Annotated in this window: 13 protein-coding genes and 1 pseudogene; 3 read left to right on the top strand and 11 right to left on the bottom strand. The window is 62.6% G+C overall.

The annotated features are described in order from the left end of the window. The 6 genes and pseudogenes from EOB80_RS35505 to EOB80_RS24775 all read right to left on the bottom strand — a co-directional run. A pseudogene (locus EOB80_RS35505) lies at positions 1–252 on the bottom strand (hypothetical protein); the annotation flags it as partial. 210 nt (positions 253–462) lie between these two features. After that, positions 463–1773, bottom strand: coding sequence for a flavin monoamine oxidase family protein (locus tag EOB80_RS24755; RefSeq protein WP_127330365.1), 1311 nt, complete (start codon positions 1771–1773; stop codon positions 463–465). A 98-nt stretch (positions 1774–1871) separates the two neighbouring features. After that, positions 1872–2930 carry a dipeptidase gene (locus EOB80_RS24760; protein WP_127330367.1) on the bottom strand — a complete coding sequence of 353 codons (1059 nt, stop codon included), beginning with the start codon at positions 2928–2930 and terminating at the stop codon, positions 1872–1874. 144 nt (positions 2931–3074) lie between these two features. Further along, complete coding sequence (locus EOB80_RS24765) at positions 3075–3374, bottom strand: GNAT family N-acetyltransferase (protein ID WP_127322535.1); 300 nt, start codon at positions 3372–3374, stop codon at positions 3075–3077. A gap of 2 nt (positions 3375–3376) precedes the next feature. After that, positions 3377–3997 (bottom strand): alpha/beta hydrolase, encoded by a 621-nt coding sequence (locus EOB80_RS24770; RefSeq protein ID WP_127330369.1) that lies wholly within the window; start codon positions 3995–3997, stop codon positions 3377–3379. Positions 3998–4001: 4 nt separating this feature from the next. Continuing rightward, a complete protein-coding gene (locus EOB80_RS24775; protein ID WP_127330371.1) occupies positions 4002–4934 on the bottom strand; it encodes a VOC family protein in 933 nt (310 codons plus the stop codon). 225 nt (positions 4935–5159) lie between these two features. Between EOB80_RS24775 and EOB80_RS24780 the strand changes: the two genes are divergently transcribed. Next, positions 5160–6728, top strand: a complete 1569-nt coding sequence (locus EOB80_RS24780) for an alkaline phosphatase family protein (protein ID WP_127330373.1) — start codon at positions 5160–5162, stop codon at positions 6726–6728. Positions 6729–6776: 48 nt separating this feature from the next. On the opposite strand, the gene EOB80_RS24785 is transcribed toward EOB80_RS24780, so the two are convergent. Further along, positions 6777–8114: a PRC-barrel domain-containing protein gene (locus EOB80_RS24785; RefSeq protein WP_127330375.1), complete on the bottom strand. Its 1338-nt coding sequence runs from the start codon at positions 8112–8114 to the stop codon at positions 6777–6779. 248 nt (positions 8115–8362) lie between these two features. Here EOB80_RS24785 and EOB80_RS24790 point away from each other — a divergent pair, with 248 nt between their 5' ends. Next, positions 8363–9283: a diacylglycerol kinase family protein gene (locus tag EOB80_RS24790; RefSeq protein WP_127330377.1), complete on the top strand. Its 921-nt coding sequence runs from the start codon at positions 8363–8365 to the stop codon at positions 9281–9283. A gap of 29 nt (positions 9284–9312) precedes the next feature. Here the strand turns inward: EOB80_RS24790 and EOB80_RS24795 are convergent, their stop codons facing one another. Further along, entirely contained in the window at positions 9313–9513 is a 201-nt protein-coding gene (locus tag EOB80_RS24795; protein WP_127330379.1) for a hypothetical protein, read from the bottom strand. A gap of 149 nt (positions 9514–9662) precedes the next feature. On the opposite strand from EOB80_RS24795, the gene EOB80_RS24800 reads away from it, so the two are divergent. Beyond that, positions 9663–11195 carry an HWE histidine kinase domain-containing protein gene (locus EOB80_RS24800; RefSeq protein WP_127330381.1) on the top strand — a complete coding sequence of 511 codons (1533 nt, stop codon included), beginning with the start codon at positions 9663–9665 and terminating at the stop codon, positions 11193–11195. A gap of 15 nt (positions 11196–11210) precedes the next feature. On the opposite strand, the gene EOB80_RS24805 is transcribed toward EOB80_RS24800, so the two are convergent. The 3 genes from EOB80_RS24805 to EOB80_RS24815 form a co-directional block, all read right to left on the bottom strand. Continuing rightward, positions 11211–11669: a hypothetical protein gene (locus EOB80_RS24805; protein ID WP_127330383.1), complete on the bottom strand. Its 459-nt coding sequence runs from the start codon at positions 11667–11669 to the stop codon at positions 11211–11213. An 11-nt stretch (positions 11670–11680) separates the two neighbouring features. Then, a complete protein-coding gene (locus EOB80_RS24810; protein WP_023811001.1) occupies positions 11681–12007 on the bottom strand; it encodes a DUF883 family protein in 327 nt (108 codons plus the stop codon). Positions 12008–12135: 128 nt separating this feature from the next. Then, entirely contained in the window at positions 12136–12897 is a 762-nt protein-coding gene (locus EOB80_RS24815; RefSeq protein WP_127269632.1) for a Crp/Fnr family transcriptional regulator, read from the bottom strand. Between the last annotated feature and the right edge of the window lie 11 nt (positions 12898–12908).

The following is a 12908-nucleotide window of genomic DNA, read 5'->3' on the forward strand; positions in this document are numbered from 1 at the left end:
CGGCAGACGCGCGATCCTGGTCGCCGTCTGCGCCCCGTCGATGAGATTGGACGGCGGATTCAACGAAGCGAAGGCCGGCCCGATTGTCGGCGTGAACGCCATGCCGACGAAGGCGCAAGCAGCCAGCACCATGAACATCGCCATGGGGTGGTCGCTGGCCCGCTGGCGCAGCGCCAGTTTCGGACGGCGGTCATTGCGCTCTGGAGCCTGAAGGCGGCTCTCGCCGCGGATCGTCTGGATTTTCGCATGCATTGCCTTCCCCTTCGCTGAGTTTCTTTTGGCGGTGAAATGAACTTATCCGCACTTTGTAACGACGATGGGGTGGCGAAGGCCTGGCACTGTAACGAATTCGAAACAGCATTCGGGCGAAGTCGGGCAAAATCGGGCATAGCTTCGACGGCGCTCGGGCTCGAGGCGCAACCTGACCCGATCTTGCCAAACAGTTTTTCGAAAAGACCAGGCTCAGACCGGAGCTTGAAGCTCGGCAATGATCTTGTGCGCGGCGATACGCCCGGCAATGATGGCGCCCTCGACATACCCCGGAAACGACGGCGAGAGTTCTGAACAGGCGAGATACACCGGCGGTGCGCCGGCAAGGATCGTTCGCTCGGCATCTTTCGCTCTAACATCGACAACAAGATCGCTGTACGCGCCGCCGCTCCAGCGATCGCCTACCCAGTCACGCAAACTGAAATCGATGACGTCGCCGGCACTCGGACCAAGGGCTACCTCCAACCGGCCGGTCACCTCCGCACGCAGTTCCGCCTCGCCGAGGTCACGCCAGCGCAGCGCGAGCGACCCGCCGACGAACACGACGAGCGCAGCATGCTCCGCATCCTTGCCGGCGTCGCAGGCAAACAGCCCCGGCGGATCGAGCCACATCACCATGCCGTTCAAATCCCGTCCGCGCCAAAACGGTTTGGCATAGCGCACCAGGATCTTGATAGCCGCGCCGCTTTTCCAGGCGCCGAGCGCCCGCCCCAGTCCAGCAGGCAAGGCGGGGGCAAAGGCGAGCACCGTCACCGTCGCTGGCGGGACGGCAACCAGGACCGCGTGCGCCTCGATGGCACCCCCGGCCGAAACGACAAGAACACCTTGCGAACTGTGCTCGATGCGCGTGACCGGCTCGCTGAGCCGCAACCGATCGCCAAGGTCGCGGGCCAGATCGTCGGCCAGTGAATGCATGGTTTCGCGCACGAAATATTGCAGCTCCGGCACCTCGTTGGTGACGCGTCGGTCATTGTCGATCAGATACCAGAGAGGAATCTGATCCAGCGCCATGCACCAGAGACCTTCGATCATCGAACGGAAGACGGCCCTGGCGTCGGCCGAATCGCGCTGGCGGGCAAGCCAGTCGGCAACGGTCAGTCCGGCAATCGAGACGTCGTCCGGATCGATCCCGTTCATGCGCTCGCGGATTGCCATTGCCGCGTCATAGATCCGCTCTGCTCGTTGTACGGACATCGTCGGCTGGGTGATGAAATCGCCATCGACATAGGTTTCAACCAGCGTCTTGCCGCGCGCCTCGATCAGCGCCATCAATTCCGGCATGTCCTCGCACAGGAACTGGCCGCCACTATCGATCCGTTCGCCAAGTCCGTTCAGGCGGGACTCGACGCGTCCGCCGACGCGGTCGCGTGCTTCGAGCAGAATGAAATCGATGTCGGCCTTCTTCATCTCGAGCGCCGCCGACAGGCCTGTGAAACCCGCACCGACGATGACGACATCGGTTCGCTCGAATTCGCCGCCCTCATCCGTGAAGGTCTTCAGCATTGCCGGCTATCCACCCAATCGCATCCGGCTTCCACCGACGAAGTATGTCCTTGTCGACATATGCCGGCGGGCCGCACACTCCATGCCGCAGGCTGTCTCTAACCTATCGTTTTCTCGAGCATATTGAGCCAGTTGCGATAGGCGATTTTTTCGATCAGTGCGCGGCCGAAACCGCGTGCCGCCAATGCATCGATCAGCTTCGGCAGGCCGGCGACATCCCCGATGACGGCCGGGATCATGGCGCCGTCGAAATCGGAGCCAAGACCAACGCCGTCCTCACCCAGTGCCTGCAACAGCGAATCGATATGCCGCACCATGATGTCGAGGCTTGTGTCGGCATTCATCCGACCATCCTCGCGCAGAAAGCCGGTTGCGAAGTTCAGCCCGACCATGCCGCCGGTTTCGCGGATCGCGCCGAGCTGCCAGTCGGTCAAGTTGCGCGAATGGCCGCAGATCGCGTGCACGTTGGAATGGGTCGCGACCAGCGGCGCATCGCTGAGCGCCGCGACATCGCGAAAGCCCTTCTCGTTGAGATGCGACAGGTCAATCATGATCTTCATCTGGTTGCAGGCCTTGACCAACGCCTTGCCGGCATCGGTCAGGCCGGGGCCGGTGTCGGGCGAGGACGGGAAGCGGAACGGCACGCCGTGGCCGAAGGCGTTCGGCCGGCTCCAGACGATGCCGAGCGAGCGCAGGCCGGCTTCATGCAGCACGTCGAGCATGGTGAGCTCGGGATCGATCGCCTCGACCCCTTCGATGTGGAACACCGCGGCGATCGAGCCTTGCGCCATGGCACCGCGCACATCGCCGGCGCTGCGGCAGACGGTGAGCGTTCCGGTCCGTTCCAGCCTGAACAGGATCGAGGCCATCGCGATGGTCGAGGTCAGCGCCTCATTGCGCGGAACCTCGGGCGGCAGCGGCTCGGCGGCACTCGGCGCCAGGGGCACGGCGCCGCGCCTGGATTTCTCGACAGGCGGCGGAAAGATGGCAAACATGCCGCCGGCGAAGCCGCCGGCTTTGGCACGCGGCAGGTCGATATGGCCGCCCGATTTCCCCTCTATGAACAGCTTTTCGACATCCGTGTCTTTCGACTGGTAGAGTCTGAGCAACGTATCGTTGTGGCCGTCGAAGACGGGAACGAGATCGGTTTCGGTCATAGGGGGATCATTCGGTTCGTTTGTCGGCAAGGGGCTGAGATATATCATATCGACTTAGGCAGGATGCGCTACCCGCACAAATGCCAAAGTCATCCCCGTGGGGATCGCAGCCGCTTTCCGCACCGTTTCCAAGCGACGAAACCCCTATTGCTTCAGCACGTCGGCCCATTCCTGATGGCGGCGAAACTGGGCGTTGGCGAACGGGCAGAGCGGGATGATCTTCTTACCCGCCGCACGCGCATCCTCGACGGCGCGGGTGACGAGGCGAAGCCCGGCACCCTGGCCGCGAAAGACGTCCGGCACCTCGGTGTGGTCGATGATGATCTGGTGCTCACCGATCTTGGTGAAGGTCATCTCGGCCTCGGCGCCATCGGGTCCACGCAGGACATAGCGGCCCTTGGAACCGCGATCCTCAAGTTCGATCTCAGGCAGTTGGTCAGGCATCGCTATGCTCCTTGGGCAGCATCGGCAAAGAACCGCCGTGCCGCCTCGATCTCGTTTGGCCGCACCTCGTGCCCGCCATCGTGCCATTCCACTGTGACATCGGCGCCGTCGGCACGCAAATATGCCTCGAGCCGCGTGGTCAGGTTCGGCGGGCAGATCGGGTCGCGCTTGCCGGCGGTCATCAGAATATGACGGCCGGCGAGACTGCCCTTCACCTGCGGCTCGAACGGGATCAGCGGATGCATCAACACCGACGCGCCGAACAGCGCTGGAACCGCGAACACCACCGAGGCCAGGACATTCGCGCCGTTGGAATAGCCGAGACCCAGCACGGCCGATGGCTTCGCTGCTTCGACATGGGCTTTGACGAAGCCCGCCATCCTGATCGTCGCCCGTGCCAGATCCTCCATGTCGTAGACGCCCTCGCCGGTGCGGCGAAAGAAGCGCGCGGCACCTTGTTCGGACACATCGCCGCGCGGCGAGATGATGGTTGCCTGGGGCGCGAGATCGCGCCCCAGCGACAGAAGCTGGTTCTCATCGCCTCCAGTGCCATGGAAGACGAACAGCAGCGGACCGCCCGGCGAACCGGGCAGCAGCTTGTGGATGTAAGCGTCCTTGCTCATGACCTCAGCCTTCCAGCTTCTGCAGATGCTGTTCAAGATAGGGTCGCAGGTGCTGATGCTGCGCCGGCAGCTTCAGCGCCTCACCGAGATGAGCGGTGTCCTCATCCCTGTCGAAACCCGGCTCGTTGGTGGCGACTTCGAACAGCACGCCACCCGGTGTGCGGAAATAGATCGCCCAGAAGTAGTCGCGATCGATCACCGGCGTCACCCCATAACCGGTGTCCATCAACGCCTTGCGTACCTCGAGCTGCCTGGCGCGGTTCTCGACCGCGAAGGCGACGTGATGGACAGAGCCGGCACCGAGATCGGCGAAGGCCGTGCTCGGCAGCGATTCGATGTCGATGACGTCGGCGCCATTGCCGTTCTTCACCGCCAGCCGCCTGAGATTGCCGGACTTGTCGACTTCCTCATAGCCCATGAACTTCAGCAGCTCCTCGGTGGCGCCGCCATCCTTCAGCCTGAGCGATACCGAATGTAAACCGCGGATCGCCTGGTCGACCGGAACACCGCCTTTCGCCCAGGGCGCTCTGCCGTCACCCTTGGCCTCGACCAGCGCGAAGCCGTCACCATCCGGTCCGGCAAAAGCCAGGCGCTTCTCGCCGAATGTCTCTTCACGCGACAGGCCGGTGACGCCCTCATCGGCAAAACGGCTTTCCCAATAGCCAAGCGTGCCTTCCGGCACCGAGTAGACGGTGGTTCCGACTTCCCCGACCCCATGCCGGCCCTTGCCTATATCGGGGAAAGGGAAATAGGTCATCACCGAACCCGGCGTGCCGGTCTCGTCACCGTAATAGAGGTGGTAGACGTCGGGCGCGTCGAAATTGACGGTCTTCTTGACCCGGCGCTGGCCGAGTTTCCTGGTGAAGAATTCGTTGTTCTGGCGGGCATCCCTGGCCATCGATGTGACGTGATGCAGGCCCTTGATCTGGTCGAGCATTGTCTTGCTCCTTCCTTGGTGCATGTGCGGCCCTCGCCGCTGTCCACGCCAATATGAGGACCAGAGCAGTTTACGCAAAGGCGGCAAACACAGAATGGACTGTGTCGTAAAAGTGAACGATGGAACAAGGTTCGTTCACCAATTGGTTCGCAGGTCAGACTTGCGCCGTGGCCGGAATTCGGTTCCATGAACGGCGTTCGACATCCCGCGACAAAGGTATTGTGAGTGACTGGAAAAGCCAGGCGGCCCAACATTCTCCTGATCACATGCGATCAGTGGCGTGGCGATTGTCTGTCCGCAGCCGGCCATCCGGTCGTGCAGACGCCGAATGCCGACGCTTTGGCCGCGGAGGGTGTGCTGTTCAAGCGGCACTATGGCGGCGCGGCGCCCTGTTCGCCCGCTCGCGCCTGCCTCTACACCGGCCTCTACCAGATGAACAACCGCGTCTGCCGCAACGGCACGCCGCTCGACGCTCGCCACGGCAACATAGCGCTCTCGGCTCGCGCCCTGGGCTATGATCCGACGCTGTTCGGCTACACCGACGTCTCGCTCGATCCGCGCCTGCTGGCGCCGGGCGATCCGCGGCTGCAAAGCTATGAAGGCGTGCTGCCGGGCTTTACGGTGCGCCAGTTGCTGCCCGAGCACCAGAAGCAATGGCTATCCTGGCTGGAGCTGCAAGGTGTCGACGCCAGCGCCGGGTCTCCCGACATCCACCGTCCGCTGGCCGACGGCGTGGCCGGGACCATCAGCAACGCGCCGCCCGTCTACTCCGGGCAACAAACGCCGGCGGCTTTCCTGACCGGCGAATTTACGCGTTGGCTTGGCGAACAGGAGGACACCACGCCGTGGTTCGCGCATCTTTCCTTCATCAGCCCCCACCCGCCTTTCATTGTGCCGGAGCCCTACAACACGATGTACGATCCGGCTGACGGCCCGGCCTTCCGGCGCGCGGCAAGCTGGCACGAAGAGGCGGAAAACCATCCCTATCTTGCCTATGATCTCGGCCGGCAGAAACAGATAAAATTCCGCCCAGACGCCAGAGGCAAGGTGCACGACTGGAGCGAAGACGATTTTCGCCGCATCCGCGCGATCTATTACGGCATGATTTCCGAGGTCGATGCGCAACTCGGCCGCGTCTGGAAAGCGGTTGAGGCCGCAGGCGCGTGGGACGACACCATCATCGTTCTGACCTCGGACCATGCCGAGATGATGGGCGACCATTTCATGCTGGGCAAGGGCGGCTATTTCGACGGCAGCTACCACATTCCGCTGATCATTCGCGATCCGCGCCAAGGCAAGGCGACCGGCGGCAGTGTCGACAGCTTCACCGAAGCGGTCGACATTTTGCCGACGTTTCTCGACCTGGTCGGCGAAGAGCCCGCGCCACATCTCGACGGCGCCTCGCTGAAGCCGTTCCTGGGCGGAGAAACCCCTGCGGCGTGGCGCGATGCCGCGCATTGGGAGTTTGACTTCCGCTCGATTGCCGCGGGCGAGGCCGAAAACCATTTCGGCATCGCCGCACGCCAATGCAACCTCGCCGTTATCCGCACGGAGCATTTCAAATATGTGCATTTCGGCGGCAACCTGCCGCCGCTGCTGTTCGATCTGGAAAACGATCCGGGCGAGCTGGACAATCTCGCGGCCGACCCCGGCCATCTCACCGTGCGCCTGGAATTCGCCGAACGGCTGCTCGCCTGGCGGGCCGAACATCTCGACCAGTCGCTGGCGCTGGCCGAATTGACCGAGAACGGCCTCGTCGGCCATGCCGCTGGCCTGCCACCTGGCCACACATAAATAAAGCCCGCGCCGTTGCCAGCGCGGGCTTCATTGGGCTGAACAGAATTACCTTACGATCATGCGCTGCTGATCGCGCTGTTCGGCGTAACTGCCTTTATCATAGGCGGTTTGAGCCTCGAGCTGTTCCTTGGTGAAGGTCGTGTAAAGATATTTGTTGCCGTCCTTGTCGGTCATGAATTTGAGATTATCCATACCAACCGCGACCTCCTTTTCACCGACGCCTAAGAAGCCGCCAACGTCGACGATCACCGCGTCCGTCTTGTTGTCAGGCGCAAGCACGACATCGCCGATTTCGCCTACCCTGGCGTCGTTTGCGCCGTAGACAGTCGTGCCCTTCAGGTCATCGGCACGAATCTCGCCGACCGGCATCTCGGTCAACGTCGACTTGTCGATGGCGGCAGTCTGTGTCTGGTCGGGAGCCGAGGCGTCAGGGGTGGTCGCTGCCGGAGCCTCGGCGGTCTTGTCTGCCGGAGCGACAGCAGGAGCCGTCGTGTCGGACGGCACAGCAGCCGGAGCGGTGGCCGCAGGCTCGTTGGAAGCCGTCGTGGCCGGCGCCGGATCATAGGCCTTGCGGTCGAAATCGGGCTGCGCCTGCAGCTCTTCCTTGGTGGTCTGGGCCACCAGCCAGCGGTCGCCATTCTTCTCGGCCCACTGCGCCTTAGAGAAATCATAGGTGACATTCTTGGCGCCGAGGCCAAGGAAACCGCCCACGCCGATGACCAGGGACTCGGCCTTGCCTTCCTTGGTCAGCACGATGTCGTTGACGTCGCCGATATTCTGCGCGTCATCACCGGTTCCGTTATATACGTCTTCACCGATGATGTTGGTGGCAAGGTTACCGTCCGCGCGCTTTACCGGTTCCGCCGGAGCGGCGTTCATGTCGGCCGGCTTTTGTGCCGTATCCGTCGTAGCAGGTGCCGTAGGTGCGGTCGCGTCGGTCGATGCCGCAGGTGCGGGGGCCGGACTGTAGGGCTGGCTGTCGAATTCCGCCTGAGCGGTCAACTCGTCCTTGGTCGTCTGGGCTACCAGCCAGCGGTCACCATTCTTTTCGGCCCACTGCAGCTTGCCGTACTCGAAGGCGACGCTCTTGGCACCGACACCCAGAAAACCGCCAACGTCGATGACGACGGATTTCGCCTGCCCATCCTTGTCGAAGACGACGTCGCTGACATTGCCGATGTTCTCGGCATCATCGCCGGTGCCGTTGTAGACGGATTCACCGATGATGTTGGTGACGATGCTACCCTCTGCGCGGACCGTCGCGGCGCCTGACTCCTGAACGGCTGGGCTCTGTGCCGGCGCCGGGGTCGTCGTACTCTGCGCATAAGCGCCGGTGGCGATCAGTGTTGCGAGTGCGGTCGTGGCTAAAAGATTGCGGATCATGATAGTCTCTCCTCGTGCCTGATCTCATGCGCCGCGTCGTTCTCGCTGACGCGGCATCTACAGGTTCACAACGTCGTGACCAGTCTGTTGTTCCGAGAAACCACTGCGGTTCGGGAAACGAAAACACGGAAATGATCGAGCGGCTTAGAAGCCCCTCCGTGTCAAGGGAACCTTTCCGTCGCCGCCGCGTTTCAGCCATCGGCTGGGCGTGTCCCGGCCGCTTTTTGGCTGACATGGTGGAGCGGGGTATGAAATTCGCAGCGGTGCTGAACCGGGATGGCGGCACTTTGCGCACCACCGACCTCGTCGCCTTCTCCGACAGGATGCATCAGACGCTGGAGACGGCAGGGCACTCGCTCAGCATCGAAATTGTCGCCGGCAAGGACGTGGTGGAAACGCTCGACAGCGCGGCTTCGCGTCGCTCCGTCGACATCGTGCTGGCGGGTGGCGGCGACGGGACCATTTCCGCCGCGGCCGCCCGGCTGATGGGCACGAAGAAGGCGCTTGCCATATTGCCGGCCGGCACCATGAACCTGTTCGCACGGGGGTTGGGCATTCCGCAGTCGCTCGATGGGGCGCTGAAATCCTTCGCCGACGGCGAAATCATCGCGGTCGACGTGGCGACCGCCAATGGCCAACCTTTCATACATCAGTTCTCGATCGGCATGCATGCGAAGATGGTGCAACTGCGCCAGAAGATGGAGTTCGGTTCGCGGTTGGGAAAGATCCGCGCCTCGGCCAAGGCGGCTTGGGCGACGATCAACAATCCACCTGCGATGAATGTGACGCTCAGCATCGGTGATGCCGAAATGGCGGCACGCATCACCGGGATCGGCATCACCAACAATTTGTTCGGCGAAGGCCATTTGCCCTACGCCGACAATCCGGCGGGCGGCGTGCTCGGTGTCTATGTCACGGTGGCGAAGCAGCGCGCCGAACTGGTCAAGTTCTTCTTCAACGTGGCGCGCGGCAAATGGCGCGACAACGAACATGTCGAAATCCACCAGACGAACAGAACGGTGCTGAAAATCCATTCGAGCAGCCGCAAATTTCGCGCCGTGATGGACGGCGAATTGGTCAGGCTTGACCGTGAAACAGTAATCGAAATCCAGCCTGGCGCGCTGAATGTACTGGTGCCGGCGAGTGCGGCCCAATCAAGAGCCGCCTGATGCTATGCGTTGCAACGAACAAAGCGGCTTTAACCAGCAGGAGCCTGCTCGGTGGTGCTGGGTGTCGGGACATGCTGTTCATCGCTGGTTGGCGTCTTGATCAACACACCATAAATCTCGGCAATGCCCCAAGCCGCAAACACCAGAAGCAATCCGGCGATCAGGATTCGAAATCCATGCCAGCCCCATCGCCCCTGCCGCGCCTTGTTTTCGGGAATGATCTTGGCCATGCTCGATCCTTGTCTCATTCTGCACCAACTGGCGCGCTCGGCAAATCATGGTCGGGTAACGGTTCCTCGCTAGGATGGTTCCGGAAAAGCGCGCTGGCCTTGCACCAGGGCAAGCAGGCGGCGGCGAAGACCGGGACGAGGCAAGTGGGGTGACTGGCAAGACGCAAACAGTGCCCGAGCTGCCGGCCGAAGTTGCGCGCGCAGTCAAGGATGTTGACCGCCTCGCCGTGCTGCACGGGTTGGAGATGCTGGATACGGCGGCCGACCCCGATTTCGACCGCGTCAGCAGCCTTGCCGCGGCGGTGATGCAGGTGCCGATGGCCCTGGTTACACTCGTCGACCTCGAACGGCAGTGGTTCAAATCCTGCTTCGGCCTGGACGAGGCCGAAACCGCGACCGACGTCTCCTTCTGCGCCCATGCGATTGCCGCCGGCGACGAGCCGATGGTGGTGGTGGATGCAACGACGGATCCCCGTTTCAAGACCAACCCGCTGGTCACCGGAAAGCACCATGTCCGCTTCTATGCCGGCGCGCCGATGGTTGTGGCAGGTGCCCGCATAGGCACGCTGTGCGTGCTCGACCACGAGCCGCATGGTTTTCCATCCCGCGCCGAGCTCCACCAGCTGAAGTCGCTCGCCGGCCTCGCCGCCAGCCTGTTCACCCTCAAGGACGCAACCCGCAGCGGCGCGATCGCCGAGGCCGCACTGGTTCGCGAGGAAAAACGACGTGCCATCGCACTCGATGCGGCGTCGCTCGCCAGTTGGGCATGGGATATCCGCACCGATATCATCGAATGCGACACATTGATGTCGGAGCTGTTCAGCCTGCCGCGCTCCAACCGGCTGCGCGCACGCGACATCCTCACCGCCATCGATCCGCGTGACGTCTACCAGACCCAAACCCGCTTTCGCGACGCCCTGACCGGCAGCGACGACTATTTCGGCGAATACCGGGTGAAGGGCTTTCATCCGCCGCGCTGGCTCGCCACGCGCGGCCGTGTCATCGAGCGTGACGGCGACGGCAAGCCGACCTTGATCTTCGGCGTCAACTACGACATCTCCGAGCGTAAGCTCGGCGACGAACGCCAACGGCTGCTGCTGCGTGAGCTCAACCATCGCGTCAAGAACACTTTGGCGACCGTCCAGGCGCTGGCAACGCAGACCGTGCGCCATGCCCGCCAGCCAAGCAAGTTCCTCGAGGCGTTCGGCGCCAGGCTTCAGGCCTTGGGCATCGCCCACAATCTGTTGTCGGACCGCGAGTGGCGCGGCATTGGCATCAGTGAACTCGTCCAGATCGAGGTCAAACCTTTCGAAACGGCCGAGCAGCCGCGCATGACGATCTCCGGCGACGACCTGCTGCTGTCGCCCGACCAGGCCGTCGGGCTTGGCCTGATCCTGCATGAACTGGCCAGCAACGCGCTGAAATATGGCTCGCTGTCGGTGCCGTCAGGCAGGGTCGATCTCGGCTGGAGGATGCAAGGCAGGAGGGATGCCCGGCGTCTTGTGCTGACCTGGCGCGAAAGCGGCGGCCCGCAAGTCGCTCCGCCGGATCGGCACGGCTTCGGCTCGATCCTCATTCGCCGCAGCCTAGCCAAGGTCATTTCCAGCGAAGTGACCCATGAATTCCGGCCGGAGGGCGTGTTTGCCGAAATATCGATGCCGCTGGAAGAGTTGTCAAAGTGACCTCTCCCAACAGCTCTATCTCCGTTCGCTCTCATCCAGATCGTCGGATTTCACATTCTCGCGGTAGATGGCGTAGGCCGCGAGCGCCACGGCCGGACCCAGAATGACGCCGAGACCGCCTTTTCCCTTGAGCAGACTCGGCAGCACGGCGAGTGCGGCGGTGATGCCGATCGCCTTCATGTCGGCATTGCGGCGCTGCGCCCGGCGCCGGGCGCGTGAGCCTGCGGAGATCCGGTAGATCAGCAGGATAAGTCCGGCAAGCACCAGGAAACCGACGCCGAACCCCAGTGCCGCGGCAAGCGGCCCATAGCGCATCGCCGTCCAGATATAGGCGGCCCCGACAAGAAAAACGAGACCGCAAAGTGCGGCGGCCATGGCGATCACATAGACGATTGCCGCCGTGCGCGCCCGGTGTATGGCGGCCACGGTTTCCCCCGAGGCGAGGCCCGAGATCAGGGTTGCCAACATTCCCATCTGGAGCGCGACTAGCGACGCGCGATGAGCGCGAAAAGGAAGCCTACGCCGGCGGCGATCGCCAGTGACGTCACCGGCTTTTCACGCACGCTTGCCATCATCTGCGCTTCGATGTCCTTGGCATTGCTGCGCAGGCTGTCAAAGGCTGCTTCGCCCTGCGCACGCAACTGCTCGACCCCTTCCGTGGCTGCGCGGCGCGCGGTGCCATAGCCATGCTCGCCGGTCTTGGCCAGTTGTTTGGTGAGCTTGTCGATGTCGGCCTTCAACTGCCTGATGTCGGCTTCCAGGTCCGCATTTGCACGGGCGTCGTTTGCGGTCTTTCCTGCGGCAGTGGCCATGGCTTAACTCCTTGTGATTGCTTGGTTTCAAACGCGCTGCGCGTCTCAAGGTTCCGGCATTGGGGACAAAGTAGCCGAAAACGCATCGGCGCGCACCCGGTCCGCCGGCTCCGGCAAAACACGCTTCCTCAGATTAATGGCCGGCGCGCTTCACCCAGCCCTTCCCAGCCGGCGAGCCGCTTGAGCCCTTCATTGTCGGAAACCACGCAGCCGCCGTCGCGCCAGACGATCAGCTTGCGATCCATCAGCTTGCGGATCGTCTTGTTGGTGTGAACCAGCGACAGGCCAAGCGTATCGGCGATGTGCTGTTGCGTGATCGGTATCTGGACGGATTGGTTGCCATTCAGTCCGACGACCTTGGCGCGGCTGCCGATGAAGGCGATGAGATAGGCAGCGCGCTCGATCGCACTGCGGCGCCCGAGGCTGAGCAGATTCTCGTCCAGCATCCGCTCTTCACGCGATGCGATCCAGGTGATGTCATAGGCCAGCCCGGGATGATTGCGGTACAGCTCATGCAGATATTCGCGCTCGAAAACACACAGCAGCATCGGCGACAGTGCCTCCACGGAATGCTGCATCTCGCCCATCACACTGCCTTGCAGGCCAATCAGATCACCGGGCATGAGATAGTTGAGGATCTGGCGGCGGCCGTCCAGCAACAGCTTGTAGCGAAACGCCCAGCCGGAGAGCACGGTGTAGAGATGGGCGCTATGGCTTCCCTCCACCAGCACCGTGCCACCCTTTTCGACTGCGAGTTCGCCCTTCTTGAATTTGCTGATGAAGGCCAGTTCCTGTTTTTCGAAATCGCGGAAAATCGGCAACGGCCGCAATGGGCAGTTCTCGCAAGGATATTGGCGGCTGGAGAAAGCGCTATTGTTCTGAACCGACATTTCGACCCCCC

This window comes from Mesorhizobium sp. M7A.F.Ca.MR.245.00.0.0 (genome assembly GCF_003997415.1).
In the GTDB taxonomy this organism is placed as follows: domain Bacteria; phylum Pseudomonadota; class Alphaproteobacteria; order Rhizobiales; family Rhizobiaceae; genus Mesorhizobium.